Origin of the sequence: Cellulomonas palmilytica, from assembly GCF_021590045.1 — a bacterium.
GTDB lineage: Bacteria > Actinomycetota > Actinomycetes > Actinomycetales > Cellulomonadaceae > Cellulomonas > Cellulomonas palmilytica.
This window is the reverse complement of record NZ_CP062221.1, coordinates 1439767-1461258: the sequence shown is the minus strand read 5'-3', so window position 1 is coordinate 1461258 and position 21492 is coordinate 1439767. Positions and strand designations below refer to the sequence as shown.

Sequence of the window (21492 nt, the reverse complement as noted above, 5' to 3'; positions counted from 1 at the left end):
AAACAGGGGCCAGACGGGCGAAAAACGGCACACCCGTCCGGGTCACGAGGGTGCGGGTGCGACGATGTGGCGGAACCGGGCCGCACGGGTGCCGGTCTCGACCGACCTCGGGGAGGGACGTGTCCCGGACGGCGACCTCGGCGCCCGCGTGGCTGACGGCGCGGGTCTCCGCGCCCCACGTCCTCGTCGTCGTCTCGCTGCTGGCCGTCGGCAGCGGCCGGGTCATGGTCAAGTCCGTCACCCTGGGGACGATCGTCGCGGTCGCGCTGCTGCCGATCTGGTGGCGTCCCGTGCGCGACCTCGTCGGGATCCGGACGCTCGTCGGCCTGGGCGGCCTCGCCGCGGTCGTCGGCGTGTGGCTCACGTGGTTCCACGAGGCCGACCACGCGACCTCGACGAACCTGCTGGTCGGCAACACCTCGACGGTCCTCGACGCGGTGCTCGGCGCGGCGGTCGTCGCGTGGGCGCGCACCGTGCTGCGGGACCCCGTGGTCGCCGCGTGGTTCGGCGTGGGGATGCTGCTCGGCATCAGCACCGGCGGGCGGTTCCTGGAGAACCCCTGGCGGTTCGGCTTCTCCGTGCCGCTCATCGTGCTGCTGCTCGGCCTCGCGTGGGCGTCCGGCCGCGGGTGGCTGCAGGTCGTCACCGCGCTCGGGCTCGCGGGCGTCTCGGTGATGAACGGCGGCCGCTCGACGTCCGCCATGCTCGTGCTGGCCGCCGCCGTGACCATCCAGCAGACCGCGCGCCGCGCGACGACGCGCGCGGGCTCGCGCGTGCGCGCGCTGCTCATCATCACGAGCCTCGTGGCCGCCCTGTACCAGCTCGGGCAGGTCGCGATCCTCGACGGGTACCTCGGACAGGACGCGCAGGAGCGCACCGAGGCGCAGATCGCGCTGTCGGGCTCGCTGCTCGCCGGCGCCCGACCCGAGAGCGGGGCGACCCGCGCGCTCGTCGTCGCCCATCCCTCGGGCTTCGGCTCCGGGACGCTGCCGGGCACGCGCGACGTGTTCGTCGCGAAGACCGGGATGGCCGAGCTCAACTACGACCCGCACAACGGCTACGTCGAGAAGTACATGTTCGGCAGCGGCTTCGAGCTGCACTCCACCGCGGCCGACCTGTGGGTCCGCTTCGGGTTCGCCGGCGTGCTGCTGGCGCTGTGGGCGGCGTGGCTGGTGGTCCGCGGGTACACGGGCGCGATCGCCACGCACACCGCGAGCGCCCTGCTGACGTACCTGGCCGTCCGCACGCTGTGGAACCTCGCGTTCAGCCCGCTGTCGAGCTCGACCACGCTGCTCGCCCTCACGCTCGGTCTCCTGGCCGTGCGTCGCGTCGCCGCCTCGTCGCCCCCGGACCTCACCGGGGAGGTCGTCCAGCAGGTGTCCGACGACGAGCGCGGCGCCCGACCCGAGCGCCGCCTCCCCGCCCGCTGACCCGCGTCCCCCACAGGTACGGCGAGGCCCGGGGCGGGACCTGCCCACCCCGGGCCTCCTCGTCCGTGCGGTTCAGACCGCGCGCGCCACCAGGTCGTCCCAGAGGAACACCAGCGACGGGTCGCCGGTCGCGCCACCGTGGTAGACCTCGAACCCGACCCCACCGGGCTCCTGCAGCGCCGCGTTGCCGTCCGTCGTCGAGACGCGCCACTGCTCGGGCTCCGGCTGTCCGGCGACCCAGACCTTGGCCCGGATCGTCGTCGGCGAGGTCCCGGTCACCTGGACGCGGACCGACAGGGGCGTGCCCGGCTCGACCACGAGCCCGGCGACCGCGCCGCCCGAGATCGCCGTCGTCGTGCCACCGACCGTCCGCACCGCGTGCAGCTGGACGGTGCCGTCGGCCGCGATGCGCACGCGCCCGCCGTACGCCGCGTCACCGACGGTCCGGCCCTGCAGCGTCGCGAACGACGTGCCGCCCGGCAGGCGGTCGAGGTCGAGCGTCGCCACCGCGTCGGTCGACTCCTGCGAGACGGAGTTGAGCCGGGCGCCCGTGGTCCCGCCGCGCGGCACCGTCATGACGCCCTTGCCGCCCGAGACGGTCAGGCGGGCGCCGGGACCGACCGAGGTCCACGCGCCGCCGACCTGGGCGTCGCCCCAGCCGTTGGACGCGGTGCGGCCGAACGCGTCCTGCGCGAACGGGCCGCCGGGCGCCGGCGCGGTGACCGTCACGTCGTGCGCGACCGTGGCGGTCAGCCCACCGGCGTCCATGACGGTCAGCCGCACCTCGTAGGTGCCCGCCTCGGCGTAGGTGTGCGACGCGGTCGCGCTCGTGCCGGTCGTGGGCGCCGAGTCGTCACCCCACGTCCAGCTGTACGACGCGATCGCGCCCTCCGCGTCGGAGGAGCCGGAGCCGTTGACGGACACCGTCAGCCCGGCGGCGCTGCTCGTGAACGCCGCGGTGGGCGCGGTGTTCACGGGCGGCTCGGGCTCCTCCGGCTCCTCGGGCTCCTCGGGCGCCTCGGCACCGACGCGCTGCGCGAGCAGGTCGTCGACCGAGAACACGAGCGACGGTGCACCGGTCGCGCCGCCGTGGTACGCGACCACGCCCACGCCGCCGGCGGTCTGCAGCGCCGCGGTGGAGTCCGTCGTCTGGACCCGCCAGGCCGCCGGCTCCGGGGAGCCCGCGGGCCACGCCTTCGCCCGGATCAGCGTCGGGTTCGTGCCCTCGGCCTCGACGCGGACCGCGATCGCGGCACCCGGCGAGTACGTCAGGCCGGACACGGCACCGCCGGAGATCGCCGTGGTCGTGCCACCCACCTCGCGCGTCACGTGCAGCTGGACGGAGCCGTCCGCGGCGAGCCGCAGCCGGCCGCCGTAGGAGTCGGCGTCGACGCGACGAGCCTGGAAGGTGACGAAGGAGTTGCCGGTCGACAGGGCGCCCAGCGAAACCTTGCCCGTCAGGGCCGTGTCGCTCGCGGCGACGTCGCCGAGCACCGCCCCGCTCGTCGCCCCGCGCGGGGCCGTGATGACACCCACGCCGCCCGCGACCGACAGCCGGCTCGCCGCACCGACGGCGGTCCACGCGCCACCCACCGGGGCGGTGCCCCAGCCGTTGCTCGCGGTCCGTGCGAAGTCGTCGCGGACGAACGGCGCGTCCGCCGGCGGCTCGGTGACCGTCACCTCGTGCGTGACGCTGGCGGCCGCACCGTCGTCGTCCGTCACGGTCAGCGTGATGGTCTTGTCGCCCGGCGTCGCGTACGTGTGCGTCGCCGTCGAGCCGGACCCGTCCGCCGTCCCGTCGCCCCAGCTCCACGACCAGGACGCGACCGACCCGTCCGGGTCGCTCGACCCGGTGCCGTCGACCGAGACGCCCAGGTGCTGGACCTCAGAGGTGAACGCCGCGACCGGCGCCTGGTTCGCCGCGACCGTGACCTCGTGCGTGACGCTCGCGGTCGCGCCGTCGTCGTCGGTCACGGTGAGCGTGATCGACTTCGTGCCGCCGGTGGCGTACGTGTGGGTCGCGGTCGCACCCGTGGACGTCGTGCCGTCGCCCCAGGCCCACGACCAGCTCGCGACGGTCCCGTCGGCGTCGGCCGAGGCCGAGCCGTCGACGGACACCGCGAGGTGGTCCGCCTCGACGTCGAACGCGGCCGTCGGCGGCTGGTTCGGCACCGGGGTGCCCGAACCGACCGAGTAGTGGTGCGCGACGGTCGCGGCGTCGAGGACGCTGCCGTACACCGCGACCTCGTCGATGCTGCCCGCGAACCACGGCTGCGGACCCCAGGTGGAGTCCCCACCGACGCGCCAGTAGCCGGTGTACACCTGCTGCGAGGTCTGCGCGTGGGTCCCGCGGAGCACGCCGTCGACGTACAGCTTCATGCCGTCCGGGCCCTGCGTGGCGACCATGTGGTGCCAGACGCCGTCGTTGTACGACGCGGGCGTCGTGATGGTGTTCTCCTCGCCGGTCCACACGCCGAACGTCAGCTTGCCGTCCTCCTCCATGTACACGTGACGGTCGTAGTTGCTGCTCGTCCCGGTGGCGGCGTCACCGAACCCGATGAGCTTGCCGCCCGCCGTGGTGGTGGTCCTGAACCACAGCTCCTCGGAGTAGACGTCGGGGCCGTTGAAGTCGGCCTGGCTCGCGACCAGCCCGTTCGTGCCGCCGAACGTCACCGCGGTGTTGCTCGTCCCGGTGAGCGCACCCGCCACACCGCGCGTCAAGCCGCCGCTGTACGTGCCCGGGTAGGACAGCGGACCGGTGTCGGCCGCCGTGGCACCCGCCGCCTCACCGAGGCGCCAGTACAGGTCGGGGTTCGCCGCGCGTACAGCGGCGCCGTACGCGTCTGCCGGCACCGGCGTGACGCTCGAGGTGCGCCCGGAGGCCACCCAGTGCGCGTCCACCTGGGCCGCGGTGAGCGGCTCGTCGTAGATCGCGACGTCGTCGATCGTGCCGTTGAAGTACGCGGCAGCGGTCCACGGGCTGTCGCCACCGATGCGCCAGTAGCCGTCGTAGCTCTGCGCGCTGGTGACGCTCGTCTTCTGCGCGACGCGCTTGCCGTCCAGGAACAGCTTCATGCCGTCCGGGCCGAGCGACGCCACCACGTGGTGCCACGCGCCGTCGTTGAAGCCGGTCGCGCTCTGGACGGTCTGCGACGAGCCCGGGTACACGCCGAACAGGACGCGACCGGAGGTGTCCATGTAGACGTGCCGGTCGTAGCTCGTCGAGCTCCCGGTGTTCCGGTTGCCGAATCCGACGATCTTGCCGCCGGCCCGCGTCGTCGTCTTGAACCAGCCCTCGATCGCGAAGGTCTGCGGCCCGGGGACCGCGGTCTGCGTGGCGGCCAGACCGTTCGACGACCCGCTGAACGTCGATGCCGTGTCGGTGTCACCGACGACGGCACCGGCCGCGCCGCGCGTGACGCCCGCGGACGCCACGGCGTCCTCACCGCCCGCGTAGTCCGTCACGGTCGTCGTCCCGGCCGGCTCGGACAGGCGCCAGAAGTGCGCGGCGCCGTCGTCGAGCACCTTCGTGCCGTACGCGCCGAGCGTCTTGTCGCTCACGGTGACCGAGGTCCACGCGGACGAGGCCGAGTTCCCGAACGGGTCCGTCACGACCACGCGGTACCTCGTCGTCGTGCCCGGTGTCAGGGACGGGTCACGGTCCGTGAACCGCATCGTCCTGACGTTCCAGAACGTCGTCGACAGCGTCTCGACGTGCACCGGCGGGTTGTTCTGCGTCTGCCGGTAGACGGCGTAGGTCAGCGTCTCGTTGTCCCGGTCGTAGTTCGACTTCCAGGAGACGCGCACCTCGCCCGCCTGCACCGAGGTCGCGGTAACGGGGTAGTTCGACCCGGACAGGCGCGGACCCTGCTTCATGGGCGCCTTGTCGATCGTCGTGAACCGCACGAGACCCTGCTGGCCCGTGCCGTTGACCTGCGTGAACTCGCCGCCGAACACGACGTAGTCGTCCTTCGCGGTGACCGTCCACGGGCCCTGCGACTTGCCGGTGTACGTGCCGGCGTTGATCGTCGGGTACCAGTTCAGGATGGTCGGCGAGGGCTCGCCGTCGTGGTCCGGGTACCCGTAGATGTCGGGGGTGTTGATGCGCGTCGCCCACTTCGTGAGCGCGGTCGCGCGGTACACCGACCACGGCGTCGTCTGCGGGAAGCCGCCCGAGTTGCCGCAGTAGTGCTTGTGGCTCGCCGAGTAGACGACGTCACCCATCGGATACGACGAGTACGTGTCGCCGTGGCAGTCCTCGACCCACAGCTCGGACCCGGTCGCCCAGTCCGCCGCGAACGTGCCCTCGACGTTCCCGCCGCCACCGAAGTGGTAGCCGGTGCCGTAGAAGTTCTCGCCGTCGGTCTCGAGGCTGAGGATCGCGGACTCGGTGCCGCCGTTGCGGATCTGGGTGTTGACCGGCAGCGGGAGCAGCGTGCCGTCGGTCGCGAGGCGCGCGAGCCCGTAGCCCGGGTTGGACGAGCCGTTCACCGACGTGAACGCGCCGCCGAGCACGACCGACTCGCCGTCGGGGGCGACGACGAGCGCCTGGATCGCGCCGCCGTCGATCGTCGCGGTCAGCGGCAGGTTCCCGCCGTCCGAGGCGCGCAGCGCCGCGAACCGCTGGCGCGTCTGCCCGTTGACGCTCGAGAAGTTGCCACCGATGTAGACGGTCGAGTTGGTGACCGCCACCGCGTTGATCCCGGAGTTCACCGTCGGCCGGAACGTCGAGATCAGCGCGCCGGTCGCGGTGTCGAACGCCGCGATCCGGTAGCGGGCCTGCCCGTTCACCGACGTGAAGTTCCCCACCGCGTACAGCCGCGTGCCGTCCGGCGAGAGCGCGAGGTCGTCGACCTCCGCGTTCAGGTCGGGCGCGAAGGAGCTGTCCAGCGCACCGGTCGTCAGGTTGAACGCCATCATGTTGTTCCGGACGACCTCGCTGGTGCCCGGGGCCGCACCCGGCGGCCGGGCCCGCGTGAACTCACCCCCGACGTACACCTTGTCGCCGGCGGGCTGCAGGTTCCACACGACGCCGTTGACCTGCGCGGTGGGGAGCCCGTCGGCCGAGACGGTCACGGGGTTGTCGGGGTTCGGCGGCGCGGTGTCGGCGAGCGCCGACGGCGCGACGACGACGGCCAGCGTCGACGTCACCGCGCACGCGGCCAGGAACCCGATGGTGCGCGCGAGGCGGCTGGTGACGGCCATGTGCGTGTCCTCCCGAACAGGCGGGCGCGGAGGCGTCGCGGGTGCGACGATCGGCCCGACTCTAGGGCGAAAGGGACATATCGGGACCTGGGCGATCGGGTGAACCGGCGTGTGCCGCGGGTGAAAACGGGCTTGTGTACCGGTTTGAGGCGTGCGGCGTCATCCGACCGGGTGATAGGCCCGTCCGCCGACCCGCGTGAGCCCCGGGCGAGACCCCGGGGCGGACTCGGGGCTCAGACGCCCGCGGGCCCCCGGAACAGCGCGATCGTCGTGCCCACGCCGAGGTCCAGCTCGATCGTCACGTCGCCCCGGTCGGCGACCGCGACCGTGTGGACGAACACTCCCGTCGCGTCCGCACCCGGCGCGACCTCGCCCGGGAACGCGCGCGAGCCGGTGGACAGCGGGAGCTCGGGAGTCAGCCCGGGGCCGGAGTAGACGTTCAGGACCGCGAGCGACAGGTCGAGCGGCTCGTCGGTGCCGTTGTGCACCTCGACCGTCACCTCGAGCGCCGGACCGCCGACCTCACCCGGCAGCTCGGCCTTCCCGGTGACCGCCCGGATCGAGGCGACGCGCGCCGTCACGCCGGGCGACGGCTCGGCCGTGGACTCGATCGGGGCGAGCGTGACCGCCCGGCCGTCGGGCCGCGGGGTCGGCGTGGGCAGCGCGCCCGGGGCGGCGCTCGACGGCTCGGCCGACGCGGCCGGTGTCGTCGGCGCGTCCGAGACGGTCGGCCCGGGTGCCGGTGTCGACGCGGCCGGGGTCGAGCCTGGGGTCGACCCTGCGGTCGACGCGAGGGCGGTCGAGGGAGCGCTCGTCGGGTCCGCACCGTCGTCGGAGCGCCCGGAGGTCACCGCGAGGACGACCAGGACGGCGAGGACGACGACGCCGGCAGCGGCCGCGATCCACACCGTCCGCATGCGCCCACCTGCCGAGGCGGTCTCAGCCTCCGTCACGACACACCCCCAGGATCCGAACGACAGCCGACCGGGTCCCCGACGGCGCCAGGGCTCGGGTCAGTGTAGAGACGACGGGGGGTCACCCGGACCGAGTTCGCCCGGTCCGCATCCGGGTGAATTTCCCCGTGGGTGCGAGAATTGTCCGGATCACCACCTACCGTTCCGGGGGTCGGCAGCACCACGAAGGAGAGTCATGGAGATCGGCGACTACCTGACCGCGCTGCGCAAGCGCTGGTGGGCGGTCGCGCTGCTCGCCGTCCTCGGTGCCGGTCTCGGGTACGTGCAGGCGTCGGGCGCCACTCCCCTCTACCGGTCGACCGCCAAGGTCTGGGTCTCCCTCGCGCAGGGCAGCGACGTCACCGAGCTCGTGCAGGGCTCGACGTACACCCGCAACCTTGTCGAGTCGTACGTCCAGCTGACGACGGTGCCGCTCGTGCTCGAGCCCGTGATCCAGGACCTCGGGCTGACGGTCACCTCCCGCCAGCTCGCGGCCGTGGTCTCGGCCGAGGCCCCCATGGACTCGATGATCATCGAGATCTCGGCGACGAGCCGCAGCGCGACGCGCGCCGCGGACATCGCGAACGCGGTCGCCGGGCAGCTCGCCACGGCGGTCGAGCAGCTCACACCCACCTCGGCCGAGGGCCAGGCGACCGTGCAGATCACGCTCGTGGGCCCCGCGACCCCCGCGGCGGCGCCGTTCGCCCCCAACACCAAGCTGCTCGTCGCGACCGGCGGTGCCGTCGGGCTCGGGCTCGGCGTGCTCGTCGCGCTCGCGTGGGTGCGGCTCGACACCCGCGTGCGCACGACGCGCGACCTGCCGGACGGCCGCGTCGTCCTCGGTGAGGTCCCGCACGACCGGGCCGTGACCCGCGACGGTCCCGGCTCCGTGCTCGACCAGCCCCGCAGTGCGCTCGCCGAGGGCTACCGGCGCGTGCGCGCGAACCTCGACTTCCTCGACTCGACCGAACCGGTCCGCGGGTTCGTCGTGACCTCGACCCTCCCCGGCGAGGGGAAGTCGACGGTCTCCGTGAGCCTCGCGCTCGCGCTCGCCGACACCGGCCGGCGCGTCCTGCTGATCGACGCGGACCTGCGCCGACCCAACATCGCCAACGTGCTCGGGATCGAGTCGGCGGTCGGTCTCACGACGATCCTCGCGCGGCGGGCCACGCTCGAGCAGGTCACCCAGCAGTGGCGGCTCGAGAACCTGCACGTCCTGCCGTCCGGTCCGGTCCCGCCGAACCCGACGCAGCTGATCGACTCCACGGCGTTCGCGGACCTGCTCGCGCACGCGCAGGAGGCGTACGACATGGTCATCGTCGACACCTCGCCCCTGCTCGCCGTGTCGGACGGCGCTGTCCTCGCGCGCCGCACGAGCGGCGCGATCCTCGTCGCACGCGCGCGCAAGGTGAGCAGGCGCGAGCTCGCCGAGTCGCTCGACGAGCTCGACGCGCTCGGTGCGGCCTGCCTCGGCGTGGTGCTCAACGGCGCGCAGCGCCGACGGCGAGCGACGTCGTACGGGTACATGGAACCGACCGGCCGCCGTCTGGCCCCGCCTCGTCGTCCCCGGCGTCGGGGCGGCCGCCCCGACGTGCCGGTCACCTCGGCGACGTCCCGCCACGCGCACGACGAGACGCCGGACCGGGCGCCCGTCGGCCCGACCCGACCGCCCGTGGAACCGGCCGGACCGTCGCTCGAGCTGGACCGGCTGTCCGTCGAGCCGACCCGACCGTACGTCGGGTCCGTCCGGTCGCCTGCCGCGCCGGACCACGAGCGGGCCGCCGGCCCCGAGGAGACCCGTGCACCGGTGACCACCGCCGACGCGACGGAGACGACGGAGCCGACGCGCGCACCGTCGCCCGAGCCCACGCCCCTGCCGACGCCGGAACCGGAGCCGGAGCCCACGCACGCGCGATCGTCGGAGCCCACCCGGGCACCGGAGCCGTCACGGACGTCGCCGGAGGGCGCGCACTCCCGCGCCGACGCGTGACACAGACCCACTCCAGCACCGACTCCCGCACGGACTTCAGCACCGACTCCCGCACCGACGACGACGCCCGGGTCCCCGCGTGGGGTACCCGGGCGTCGGTACCGGTGAAGGCGCTCGGGTCAGCGCACCGCCTCGGTGAGCGTGGCCGCCTCGGGCTCGAGGAGCGCGAGGGCGCGGCGCAGCGCCGTGCTCGAGGTGTGCATCGTGTAGGGGAAGTAGGCGACCTCGACGCCGACCGCCGCGAACTGCTCCTCGAGCGCGCGCCCCTTGGCGGTGCCACGCCAGTCGTCGCCCTTGAAGATGACGTCGAAGCGGAGCCGCTCCCACATCGCCAGCTTGCTCGGCACGTCCTCGATCACGGCCTCGTCCACGATCGACAGCGCGCGGACGATCTCGAGCCGCTCGTGCGCGGGGACGACCGGACGGATGCCCTTGGTCAGCTCCAGCACGTCGTCGTCCACGACCCCCGCGATGAGACGGTCGCAGTGCGCCGCGGCGTGCCGCAGCAGGTTGAGGTGCCCGACGTGGAACAGGTCGTAGGCACCCGGCGCGTATCCAATGGTCATCGAGACTTCCCTTCCACGATGATTCGTCCCGGACCCGCGCCGTTGTGGGTGGCTGACGCTCGGACGTTACCGACATTCCGGACATGGCGACAGGGTGTCGGTCGGGTGAAGAAACGGTTCGCGGTGGGCACGTCAGGTCCCCCGCGCATAGTCGTAGACGACCCGCCCGAACGCACCGGTCACCATGCCGCGACCTCGCGCGACGGTCCGCAGACCGCGCGCGTGGTGCTCCGGGGAGCGTGTGAGCGTGCCGACGAGCGCACGGACCCCGCCCGCGAGGACGCGCGCCGAGCCGAGGGCGATCCCGCGGCCGCGGGCCACGGTCCGGCCGGCGGCGCCGCTCGCGAGCGCGACGTCGCAACGCGTGGCCGAGTTCCCGCTGCGGGACGCGCGGTGCAGCACCCACGCGCGCGTCGCCCGGGCGGCGGGGACCTCGTCGGTCACGAGCGCCTCGTCGCACCACACCATGGGGATGCCGGCGGCGACCAGGCGGCGCGTGAACAGGGTGTCGGAGCCGCCGCTCAGGCCGAACGCCTCGTCGAACCGGACCCCGGACGCCCGCACGGGGGGCAGGTCGAGCAGCAGGTTGTTGGTCGCGGCGACGACGACGGGCGTCCCGGTGCGCAGTCGGCGGCGGTCGAAGAACCGGCCCGCTCGCACCCAGGCGTCGGGCTCGACCTCGAAGCGCGAGACGACCGGGCCGACGACGCACGCATCCGTGCGGCGGTGCGTCGCGAGCAGCTGCGCGAGCCAGTCCTCGACGGGTCGCTCGTCGTCGTCGAGGAAGACGAGCACGTCGGCGTCCCCCACCTCGTCGAGCGCGCGGTTGCGTGCCGCGGCGATGCCCGGGCGTGGCTCGTGCACGTAGCGGACGTGCGGGCCCACGACCGTCTCGCGCGCGCCCGCGTCGGGGTCGTTGTCGACGACGAGGACGCTCACCTCGTCGTCCACGGACCCGACCTGCGTGCGCAGCGACTCGAGCACGGCTGCGAGGTCGTCGGGGCGGCGGTAGGTGAGCACCGCGACGACGACCGTGAGGGCGCGCGTGCGGTCCTGCTCGGCCAGCTGCTGGCTCGTCTCGGTCACGGCGTCGACACCTGCACCCGGCCGGCGGCGGGACCCGCGTCCGGCGTGACCGCGGGCCGGGCGCCCTGGTCGAGCGCCTTGAGCTCGGCGTACCACTTGCCGCACGCGAGCACGAGGAACGCCGCGGACGCGGCGGTGATGAGCGTGTACGCCACGAGGAAGACGGGCAGCGCGCCGATCAGCACGAACGACCAGCACAGCACGCCGTAGTCCATGGGCAGCACGAGCAGGGAGCGCAGCGACGCACCGCGGCCGCCCTCGGGTGCGCGTGACTGGACGCCCCGGGCGCGGCGCAGCTGCTCGGTGAGGATCATCGCGAAGAACAGGACGCTGGTGACCACGGCGGAGACGAGCGGGACGGCGAGCCACCGGTCGTCGACGTCGGGCGCGCGCCACAGCCCGACGAGCAGCCCGAGCGGGAGCATCACGGACTTGCCGGCGTCGACCACGTGGTCGAGCCACTCCCCGGCGCTCGACCCGCGGCGCTGGAGCCGGGCGACCTGGCCGTCGGCGGAGTCGAGCGCGTACCCGAGGACGAGCGCGGCGGCGACGGCCACGCCCGTGCCCCACGTGAGCGGGAGCGTCGCGAGGCCGACGATGCCCGCGAGCGTGAACAGCGCGCTGATGCCGGTCACCTGGTTCGGGCTGAGCCCGGCGACGTGCGCACCCGCGGCGAGGAACCGGCCGAGGCGCCGGTTGACGAAGCGCGAGTAGGCGGGCGCGGACCGGGCCGCGGCCTTCTGTGCGTCCTTGAGCTCGCGGAGGGCATCGGTGTAGCGGCTCATGACGCCTCCACCGCGGCGGCCGCGAGCGGCTGCGGCTCGGGCGCCGGGCGCCGGCGGCCGAGCCCGCGGGGGCGCCGTACCCGACGCTCCGCGAGCCGGACGGCCAGGTCCGAGTACCGTGCGGCGACGTCGTCCCAGTCGTAGTCGAGCGCGCGGCGCGCGAGGTCCCGGCCGCGGTCGCGGCACCCGTCGGGGTCCCGCTCGGCGGCGGTGAGCTCGCGCGCGACGTCCGCGGGGGTCGTGAAGTAGCGGCCGGCGTCGCCGAGCACCTCGCGGTTGAACGAGACGTCGAACGCGAGGGTCGCCGTGCCCGCGCCGATCGCGCGCAGGAGCGAGGGGTTGGTGCCGCCGACGCTGTGGCCGTGCACGTACGTGAGTGCGTGGGCGTACAGGGTGTCGAGCAGCTCCTGGTCCCACACGCCCCCGAGCAGGCGGACCCGGTCGTCCGCGAGCGACTCGACGCGGCGCGTGTACTCCGCGGCGTACGGGGCGGAGCCGACGACCACCAGGGGCTCGCGGCACCCGCTCGCGACGTAGCCCTCGACGGCGACGTCCACGTGGTTCTCGGGCTCGAACCGCGCGACGACCAGGTGGTAGCCGCCCGACGTGAGCCCCAGCTCGGTGAGCCGGTCCGCCGGGACGTCACCGAGGCGGGGTGCGCCGTACGCGATGATCTCGGTGGGCGCCGCGAACTCGCGCTGGTAGTAGTCCGCGATGCCCTGCGCGTCCGCGATGAGCGCGTCCGACCAGCGCACGGCCAGCGCCTCGGCGTTGCGGTAGTACCGCCGGCCGGTCCCCGACCACTTGGAGCGCTTCCACTCGAGCCCGTCGACGTGCGTCGCGACCGGCATCCGCGCGGCTCGGAGCACCGGGAGCCACGGCGCGTTCGCGGCGTTGAACAGGATCACCGCGTCCGCCCGGTGGCCGAGCAGGTGGCCGACCGAGAGCCCGGTGTGGGAGAGCGTCTCGAGCGCGCGGTGCCGCAGCGCGGGCAGGTGCACGAGCCGCATCCCGAGGTGCTCGGTGAGCCGCGGCTCACCCGCGACGGGCCGGCAGTAGACGGTCACGGGGTGTCCCGCCGCGACCAGCCGGCGCCCGATCTCCTCCGCCGCGGTCTCGAAGCCCCCGTAGCGCGCCGGCACACCGCGCGTGCCGACCAGTGCGACGTGGGGACGATGGGATGTCACGTGGCGCTCTCCTCGGATCGACCTCACAGACGGGTCGAGTGTGCCCCCGGAGTCGGACGAACGGTACGAATCCACCCGTTTTTCGCCCGCTGGTCGTCACGATTCACCACTGTGGCGGCCCTGGCGGCCGCGGTGTCACCTGATCGCGCGTCGCCGCACCGCGCGCAGCGCGGACGCGTAGACCTCGCGGTGCCGCTCGACCACCTCGGCCCACGAGCGTCGGCTCAGGTCAGGGGCGTCGACCGGCCCGTCCGCGGTGGCCTTGAGCGCCGCCGCGAGCGCGTCGGCGGTCAGCGGCCCGTCGAACCGCTGGACCCACCACGCCCCCACCTCGCGCGCGAGCGCGTCCGTGACCTCGTTCGCCGGGACGAGCACGGGCCGACCGAGCGTGAGGGCCAGCAGCACCGCACCGGAGTTGTGCATCGCGCGGTACGGCAGCGCGACGAGCTGCGCGGCACCGACCTCGGCGACCAGCTCGGCGTCGGTGAGGTGCCGCAGCTCGGTGCCGACGCGGGGGTCGTCGCCCGCGGCGGCCTCGATCTCGTCGGCGGCCGTCGGCCCGGCGGGCCTGCCGGCGACCCGCAGGCTCGCCTCCGGGTCGTCGAGCCCGCGGAACGCGTGGACCAGGTCGAGCACGCCCTTGTACGGCCGGACCAGCCCGACGTAGGCCACACGGCCCGGCGTGGCGGCGGGCAGCGGGTGCGCCGCGTACCAGTCGCCGTAGTCCGCGAGCGGGATGGTCGACGAGCGCGCCTCGTCGGGCACCGGCGTCGTGTCGTTGAGCCGCACCCACCACGTGGTGCGCCGGTCGCACACCCGCAACGCGACCCGGCCCCACCACGGCTGGCGCTCGTGCGGCGCGAGGTTGTGCAGCGTCCGCACGACGGCGGTCCGCCGCACCGCGCAGCGCGCGAGGACCACGACGAACGCGGCCGACGCGAGCACGCTGCGCCACGCGCTCGACTTGGTGACGACGACCTCCGGCCACTGCACGTGCAGCACGTGGTACCGCCCGAGCAGCGCCTCGCGCCAGCTGAACGTCCGCACGTCGAGGTGCTCGCGCAGCCCCTGCAGCAGCAGCGTCATGTGGGGGTTCGTCGACGGACGGGGCTCGCCGAACGACTGCAGGACGACGGGCGGACGGTCGTCGTGACGGGTCACGGTCCATCCCTCCCGGCGCGTGCGCGCGCCCTGTCGTCGTCCCCCGGCGGTGTCCGGATCGTACCGATGTTCACCCTCGCGGAGGCCCGCTCCGGCCCTCCGGGGTCGCTAGGGTCGCTGGCCGGGGGCGGTTCCAGAACCGACCCCGCAGACGACGAGCCGGGAGGTGCCCCCAGTGACCGACGCGGTCGTCGTCGTGAACCACCGTTCGCACGCACTCCTCGCGACGTACCTGGCCGCGACGACGGACGGCCTGGAGGCCACGGTCGTCGTCGTGGACAACTTCTCCGACGACGACGAACGCGCCGCGGTCTCCCGGCTCGCCCGCGAGCGCGGCTGGCACCTCGTCACCGCGCCGAACGACGGGTTCGGCGCGGGCGTCAACCGCGGCGTCGAGGCCGCCCGCGCGCTGGGTGCGTCGGCGTTCCTCGTGCTCAACCCCGACCTGACGCTCACACCCGCCGGCGCCCGCGAGCTGCTCGACCTCGCCCGGGCCGACCACGACGCGCTCGTCGCGCCGCACGTGCTGCGCCCCGACGGCTCCGTCTGGTCCCAGGGCGGCCTGCTCGACCGGACCACCGGCCGGACCCGCACCCGGCCGGAGCTGGTGGGCGACGAGCCCGACTGGCTCACCGGCGCGTGCCTCGCGGTGCACGTCGACCTGTGGGACCGGGTCGGGGGGTTCAGCGAGGACTTCTTCATGTACTGGGAGGACATCGACCTCTCGGTGCGCGTCGCCGCCGCGGGCGGCCACCTGCTCGTCGCGCCCACCACCGCGGTGCACGACGTCGGCGGGACGCAGGAGCACGGCGGGTCGCGCCGCAAGTCCGACCTCTACTACCGGCACAACTGCCGCGGCCGGCTGGTGTTCGCGGCGCGCAACCTCGAGCCGGAGCTCGCGCGGCGGTGGGTGCGCTCGGCGCCGCGGTACGCGCGCGACGTCGTCCTGCGCGGCGGGCGCCGCCAGCTGCTGCGGTCGCCCGGACCGGTGCTCGCCGCGCTGCGCGGCACGCTCGAGGGTGCCCGGTTCGTGCGCCGCGGCGCACGCCGGCCCGCGGCCGAGCGCCCGCTGCGCGTGGTCGTGGCGCACCCGTCGCCGGACCTGTACGGCTCCGACCGCCAGCTGCTCGAGTCGCTGCGCGCGCTCACCGCGCGCGGGCACCGCGTGACGGTCGTGCTCCCCCACGAGGGTCCGCTCGTGCCGCTCGTCGTCGACGCGGGCGCGCAGGTGCGGATCGCGGGCTTCCCCGTGCTGCGCAAGTCCGAGCTCGCCCCCACGCGCCTGCCGCGGCTGCTATGGGGCTCGCTCACCGCGACGCTCCGGGCGGCCCGCCGGCTGCGCTCCGACCGGCCGGACGTGCTGTACGTCAACACGGTGACCATCCCCGTGTGGGCGGCCGCGGGCCGCCTCGCGGGAGTCCCGACGCTCACGCACGTGCACGAGGCCGAGGACGGCAACCGCATGGTCGCGACCGCGCTCGCGCTGCCGGTCCTCGCGTCCCGGACCGTCGTCGCGAACTCCGCGGCGGCCCGCGAGGCGCTCGTGCGCGCCGTCCCGCGCCTGGCCCGTCGCACGCTCGTCGTGCACAACGGCGTCGCCGGCCCGCCCGACGGCCCCGTCGACGCCCCGACGGACGCCGAGCGCGCCCCGGGCGCACCGTGGCACCTGGTCTCCGTCGGGCGGCTGTCGCCCCGCAAGGGGACGGACGTCGCGCTCGAGGCGGTCGCGCTGCTCGTGGCCGCGGGCGAGGACGTGCGGCTGTCCGTCGCGGGGACGACGTTCGCGGGCTACGAGTGGTTCGAGGACGAGCTACGGACCCGCGCGCGGCAGCCGGACCTCGCGGGGCGCGTCGAGCTCCTCGGGTACGTGCACCCGACCTGGGACCTGCTGGCGTCCGCGGACGTCGTGCTCGTCCCCTCGCGCGCGGAGCCGTTCGGCAACACCGCCGTCGAGGCGCTCCTCGCGCGCCGCCCGCTCGTCGCGTCCGACGTGCAGGGCCTGGCCGAGGTGGTCCGCGACGGCACCACCGGCCTGCTCGTCCCACCCGGAGACGCGCACGCCCTCGCCGACGCGGTCGCGGCCCTGCTGCACGACGAGCAGCGCCGCCGCACGCTCGCGTCCACGGGCGAGGACGACGCGCACGAGCGGTTCTCGTTGCGGCGCTACGCCGACGACGTCGTGGCGGCCGTGACCGGCACCGCCGGGGACGCGACCAACCGGGCGAGCACCCCGGGGAGCACCACGGCGACCACCCCCGTGGGCGACCCCGCGAGCACCCCCAAGTTCACCCGCACGCCGGACGGCGAGCTCGAACCCTTTGTGTAGATTCGTCCGGGTCGACGGCGCCGGGGCCTCGACCCGGTACCGGGCCCGGCGAGAGGTGAGACAGACGTGCGAGCACTGGTCCTGTGGGCCGACGACAGGTCACCCAACCTGGGGGTCCGCGCCCTGGCGCACGGCACCGCGGCACTCCTGAGGCGGGCGTTCGACGACGTCACGGTCGAGTTCCAGAGCTCGGGCCGCGGCGTCGCGCCCGTCCCCGTCGGCGGTCCGCGCCAGCTCGTGCGCGAGCACGTGACCGGGCACCACGGGCTGCGGCGCTGGATCAGCGGGTACGACGTGGTGGTCGACACGCGCTCGGGCGACAGCTTCGCCGACATCTACGGCCTGCCGCGCCTCACGACGATGTCGCTCATGGCCGAGCTCGCGACCCGCTCCGGCGTGCCCGTCGTGCTCGGGCCGCAGACCATCGGGCCGTTCTCGACGCTCGCCGGGCGGGCCGTCGCCCGTCGGTCCCTCGCACGCGCGACCACCGTCATGGCGCGCGACCACCTCTCCGCGCAGGCCGCCGCGTCGCTCGGGCGCGAGGTCGACGTCCTGACGACCGACGTCGTGTTCGCGCTGCCCGTGCCCGAGGTCGAGCGCGACCGCGACGTCGTCCTCAACGTCTCCGGCCTGCTGTGGCAGCCCGGCCCGCACGTCGACGCGACCCGCTACCGCACGACCGTCACCACGATCCTCGACGAGCTCACGGCGCAGGGCCGCCGCGTCACGCTCCTCGCGCACGTCCTGGCGTCCCGCGGTCACGACGACGACGTGCCCGTGGTGCGCGAGCTCGCGGCCGAGCGCGGCCTCGAGGCCGTGGTCCCCGAGGACCTCGACGAGGTGCGGCGCGTCGTCGCGTCCGCGACCGTCGTCCTCGGGTCCCGCATGCACGCGTGCCTCAACGCGCTGTCCGTGGGCACGCCCGCGGTCCCGCTCGCCTACTCGCGCAAGTTCGCCCCGCTGCTCGAGGCGCTCGGCTGGCACGCGACGGTCGACCTGCGCGAGGACCCGGACCCGGCGGCCACCGCGCTCGCGCTCGTCGCGGACCCGACGCTCGCCGCGCAGGCCGCGCGGGTGCGCGAGACGGCGCTCACGGCGCTGCTGCCGGCCGAGGCCGCGCTGCGCAAGCTGGCCTGACCGTGGCCGACGACGACGACGTCCTGCAGGCCGGACCGGCCCTCGGGAAGCGCGCCGCGCGCGGCGCGATCGTGACCGTCGGCAGCCAGGTCGTCCGGATGGCCGTGCAGGTCGGCGGCGTCGTGGTGCTCGCCCACCTGCTCACGCCGCACGACTACGGCCTGGTCGCCATGGCTCTCGCCGTCGTCGGCATCGGCGACCTGTTCCGGGACTTCGGCCTGTCGTCCGCCGCGATCCAGGCGCAGCGCCTCACCCGGCAGCAGCGCGACAACCTGTTCTGGCTCAACACCGGGATCGGCGCGCTGCTCGGCGTTCTCGCGTTCGCGTGCGCACCGCTCGTCGCGGCCCTGTACGACGAGCCCGACCTCGTCCCGATCACGCGTGGGCTCGCCCTGACGTTCCTGCTCAACGGCATGGCGACGCAGTACCGGGCGCACCTCACACGGCACATGCGCTTCGCCCAGCTCGCGGCCGTCGACGTGGCCTCCCCGCTGCTCGGCCTCGTCGCGGGCATCGTCCTCGCGGTGTCCGGCGCGGGGTGGTGGGCGCTCGTCGGGCAGCAGGTCATGACCGCCGCGACGCTCGCGGCGGGCGGGGTGATCGCCGCGCGCTGGCTGCCCCGGCGCCCGCGACGCGGCGAGCCGATGGCCGGGCTCGTGCGGTTCGGGTGGAACCTCCTGGGCACCCAGCTCGTGGGTTACGCGAGCAACAACGTCGACTCGCTCACCATCGGTCTGCGGTTCGGCGCGCAGCCCCTGGGCGTCTACAACCGCGCGTTCACGCTGCTCATGCAGCCGCTCACGCAGCTGCGCGCGCCCTCGACGACCGTCGCGCTGCCCGTCCTGTCCCGGCTGCGCGACCAGCCCGAGCGGTTCGGTGAGTTCGTCCGGCGTGGCCAGCTCGCGCTCGCGTACACGCTCGTCGCCGGGCTCGCGTTCGTCATCGCGGCCGCCGGCCCGCTGACCTCGATCCTGCTGGGCCCGCAGTGGCTCGGCGCCGAGCCACTGCTCCGGTTCCTCGCGGCCGCGGGCGTGTTCCAGACGCTCGCGTACGTCGGCTACTGGGTGTACCTCGCGACGGGCCTGACGAACGTCCTGCTGCGGTACACGCTCGTGTCGGCGTCGATCCGGATCACGTGCGTGCTCGTCGGGAGCATCTGGGGGGTCGTCGGCGTCGCGGCGGGGTACGCGGTCGCGCCGATGCTCGCGTGGCCGCTGTCGCTGTGGTGGGTCGCCCGTCACACGCCCGTCCCGCTGCGCGCGCTGCTCTCGGGCGGCACGCGCGCGGTCGTCATGTTCGGTTCCTGCGCGCTCGCCGGCTGGGCCGCCTCGACGCTCGTGACGGGCGCGTGGGCGCAGCTGGCGCTCGCGCTCGTCGGCGTCGGCGCTGCGTTCGCGCTCTGGTACCTGACGGTGCCGCGGGTGCGCAAGGACCTGAGCGAGGTCGCGTCCGTGGTGCACACGGCGCGCGGGACGCGCAGCGCCGCCCCCGCGCCGGCCGCCTGACGGCCGCACCGCCCGACGAGCCCCTTTTTCGTCGGCGAGTGGTCCCGTCAGTCGAGCACCTCGTCGAGCGCGGCTCCCAGGCTCGGCGCGAGCGAGCGCATGTACGTCGTCGTGACGTGCTGCGCCTGGTGGTAGACGAGGACGTCGCCGATGACGGCCGGGCACGTGTCCTCGACGCAGAACCGGTCGGTCAGGTCCACGAGGTCCGCGCCCGGGGTCTGCGAGACGGCCTCGACGAGCGGGTCCGCGCGAAGGCTCCGACCGGGGTCCGTGCCGCACCCCAGCGGCCCGCGCTCCTCGACGCAGACGGGCGTGCTCGGGATCCCGGCGTGGGTCGGGTCGGGGTTGTCGCGGATCGCGACGACCTGCGAGCCCGCCTCGAGCAGCGGCGCCCACGCGTCGGTGAACCCCTGCACACCGGACGGGTCCTCGGTGTAGACCGTGCCCGCCAGGGCCGAGGTCACGACCACGTCGAAGTCGCCCTCGGCGAGCGCGCGCAGCACGTTGCGCTCCCACACGCCGCACGCCTCGTTCGACGTCCCCCGGCCCGCGGGGCGGGTCTGCGTCACGGGGCAGCCCGAGCGCAGGTAGGTGGTGACCTTCCAGCCGCGCTCCTCGCCCACGAGGTCGAGCGCGGGCGCCCACTGCGCGGCGTGGGAGTCACCCACGAGCGCCACGGACGTGGCGCCCGACGGGTCGCCGAACGTGCACGTGCGGGCCTCGGTGGTGGTGCTGCGCACCTGGCACCCGCGGTTGAGGATGCCGAAGTCGTCCAGGTCGGCGATGACCGGGTCCGGCACGACGTCGCCGCCCGGCGCGCAGTCCGCGTCCAGCGCCGCCGCGCCGAAGCAGTCCCCCGCCGCGGCGACGCGCGCGTCGAGCTCCGCCCATGCCTGCTCCCGCCGGTGCTCGACCGTGCGGTCGGCCGCGAGGGCCGGGACGGCGACGAGCGCCATGGCGCACGCGACGGCCACCCCGATGACCCCGGGCCGTACGTGGGCGGACCCCGAGCCGGGGCGGTAGCGCTCCATGAGCGGCACCTCGACGTACCGGCGGGTCAGGTACGCGAGCGGGAAGGCCAACGCGACGGCGGCCACGCGTCCCCTCGCGCCGGACGCCTGCGACACCACGTACGGCAGCAGGACGATCAGCGGCCAGTGCCACAGGTACAGCGAGTACGACATGTCGCCGACGACCTGCACCGGACGCCACCGCATGATCCGCGCGGGCCCCCACCGGGTCTCGGGCAGACCGGCCGCCAGGACGGCGGCCGCGGCCACCACCGGGATGCCGGCGACCCACCCCGGGAACGGGGTGCGCGCCGAGAACAGCAGCGCGCAGGCGCCGATCACCGCGAGCCCCGCCCAGCTCGCGAGCGCGCGGCGGTCGCGGGGCAGGAGCCCGAGCCGGTCGGCGACCAACCAGGTCAGACCGCCCGCGGCGAACTCCCACGCGCGCGTCGTCGTGACGAAGTACGCGGCCGACGGCTCCTGCGCGGTCCGGTACACCGACCAGGCGAGCGAGACGAGCGCGAGCGGGACGAGGACGGTAGCGAACGCGAGGCGCCACGAGCGGGTGCGCCGCGAGACCAGGAGCCCGAGCAGCAGGAGCGCCGGCCACACGAGGTAGAACTGCTCCTCGGCCGACAGCGACCAGAAGTGCTGGACCGGGCTGACGTTCGCGGCCGGGGCCGAGTAGTCCGTCGCGTTGCCGGCGAGCACCCAGTTCTCGACGTAGAGGGCGCTCGCGGCGATCTGCTGCCCGAACTGCGGCCACCGGCTCTGCGGCACGACGGCGAGCGTGACGGCGAGCGTGAACGCCAGGACCAGCAGCGACGCGGGCAGCAGGCGCACCGCGCGGCGCGCGTAGAAGCCGCGGAACGTGAAGGTCCCGCGGCGCAGCGGCTTGACGATGTGCGCCGTGATGAGGAACCCGGAGATGACGAAGAAGACGTCGACGCCGATGTAGCCGCCCGGCAGGCGTGCGGGCGCGACGTGGTACGCGAGCACGAGCAGCACCGCGACCGCGCGCAGCGCCTGGATCTCGGGGCGGATCTCGCTCGCCGACCCGCGCAGGCGCTGCGCGGTCGGCACGTCGTCGGCGCGCTCCTGCTCGGCGAGGCGGGCGCTGCTCGTCGCCGTCACGGCCACTGCGGTCCGGC

At 74.6% G+C, this 21492-nt stretch carries 13 protein-coding genes; 5 read left to right on the top strand and 8 right to left on the bottom strand.

All coding sequences use genetic code 11. The annotated features are described in order from the left end of the window. The first annotated feature begins 119 nt into the window (after positions 1 to 119). Positions 120 to 1430, top strand: a complete 1311-nt coding sequence (locus F1D97_RS06815) for a hypothetical protein (protein WP_236123106.1) — start codon at positions 120 to 122, stop codon at positions 1428 to 1430. Positions 1431 to 1502: 72 nt separating this feature from the next. Here the strand turns inward: F1D97_RS06815 and F1D97_RS06810 are convergent, their stop codons facing one another. Continuing rightward, positions 1503 to 6635, bottom strand: coding sequence for a PKD domain-containing protein (locus F1D97_RS06810; protein WP_236123105.1), 5133 nt, complete (start codon positions 6633 to 6635; stop codon positions 1503 to 1505). A 233-nt stretch (positions 6636 to 6868) separates the two neighbouring features. Beyond that, the gene (locus F1D97_RS06805) at positions 6869 to 7552 is read right to left on the bottom strand and encodes a hypothetical protein (protein WP_236123104.1); all 684 of its coding nucleotides are present in this window, start codon (positions 7550 to 7552) and stop codon (positions 6869 to 6871) included. Between the two features lie 232 nt (positions 7553 to 7784). Here F1D97_RS06805 and F1D97_RS06795 point away from each other — a divergent pair, with 232 nt between their 5' ends. Next, positions 7785 to 9578 (top strand): polysaccharide biosynthesis tyrosine autokinase, encoded by a 1794-nt coding sequence (locus tag F1D97_RS06795; RefSeq protein ID WP_317618965.1) that lies wholly within the window; start codon positions 7785 to 7787, stop codon positions 9576 to 9578. A gap of 119 nt (positions 9579 to 9697) precedes the next feature. Here F1D97_RS06795 and F1D97_RS06790 read toward each other — a convergent pair whose 3' ends face one another. The 5 genes from F1D97_RS06790 to F1D97_RS06770 all read right to left on the bottom strand — a co-directional run bounded on the left by F1D97_RS06790 (position 9698) and on the right by F1D97_RS06770 (position 14363). After that, positions 9698 to 10144 carry an adenylyltransferase/cytidyltransferase family protein gene (locus F1D97_RS06790; RefSeq protein WP_236123103.1) on the bottom strand — a complete coding sequence of 149 codons (447 nt, stop codon included), beginning with the start codon at positions 10142 to 10144 and terminating at the stop codon, positions 9698 to 9700. 132 nt (positions 10145 to 10276) lie between these two features. Further along, positions 10277 to 11230 (bottom strand): glycosyltransferase family 2 protein, encoded by a 954-nt coding sequence (locus tag F1D97_RS06785; protein ID WP_236123102.1) that lies wholly within the window; start codon positions 11228 to 11230, stop codon positions 10277 to 10279. Beyond that, positions 11227 to 12015, bottom strand: a complete 789-nt coding sequence (locus tag F1D97_RS06780; RefSeq protein ID WP_094181976.1) for a CDP-alcohol phosphatidyltransferase family protein — start codon at positions 12013 to 12015, stop codon at positions 11227 to 11229. The genes F1D97_RS06785 and F1D97_RS06780 overlap by 4 nt, the downstream gene beginning before the upstream one ends. Further along, positions 12012 to 13202, bottom strand: coding sequence for a DUF1972 domain-containing protein (locus F1D97_RS06775; protein ID WP_236123101.1), 1191 nt, complete (start codon positions 13200 to 13202; stop codon positions 12012 to 12014). Before F1D97_RS06775 ends, F1D97_RS06780 begins: the two co-directional genes overlap by 4 nt. Before the next feature lie 135 nt (positions 13203 to 13337). Beyond that, positions 13338 to 14363 carry a glycosyltransferase family protein gene (locus F1D97_RS06770; protein ID WP_236123100.1) on the bottom strand — a complete coding sequence of 342 codons (1026 nt, stop codon included), beginning with the start codon at positions 14361 to 14363 and terminating at the stop codon, positions 13338 to 13340. 166 nt (positions 14364 to 14529) lie between these two features. Here F1D97_RS06770 and F1D97_RS06765 point away from each other — a divergent pair, with 166 nt between their 5' ends. From F1D97_RS06765 to F1D97_RS06755, 3 genes are all read left to right on the top strand, one after another. Then, a complete protein-coding gene (locus tag F1D97_RS06765) occupies positions 14530 to 16689 on the top strand; it encodes a glycosyltransferase (protein ID WP_236123099.1) in 2160 nt (719 codons plus the stop codon). 66 nt (positions 16690 to 16755) lie between these two features. Next, entirely contained in the window at positions 16756 to 17826 is a 1071-nt protein-coding gene (locus tag F1D97_RS06760) for a polysaccharide pyruvyl transferase family protein (RefSeq protein WP_157732714.1), read from the top strand. A 2-nt stretch (positions 17827 to 17828) separates the two neighbouring features. Next, positions 17829 to 19331: a lipopolysaccharide biosynthesis protein gene (locus F1D97_RS06755; protein ID WP_236123098.1), complete on the top strand. Its 1503-nt coding sequence runs from the start codon at positions 17829 to 17831 to the stop codon at positions 19329 to 19331. Positions 19332 to 19378: 47 nt separating this feature from the next. Here F1D97_RS06755 and F1D97_RS06750 read toward each other — a convergent pair whose 3' ends face one another. Continuing rightward, a complete protein-coding gene (locus F1D97_RS06750; RefSeq protein ID WP_236123097.1) occupies positions 19379 to 21475 on the bottom strand; it encodes an acyltransferase family protein in 2097 nt (698 codons plus the stop codon). Positions 21476 to 21492 lie beyond the last annotated feature (17 nt).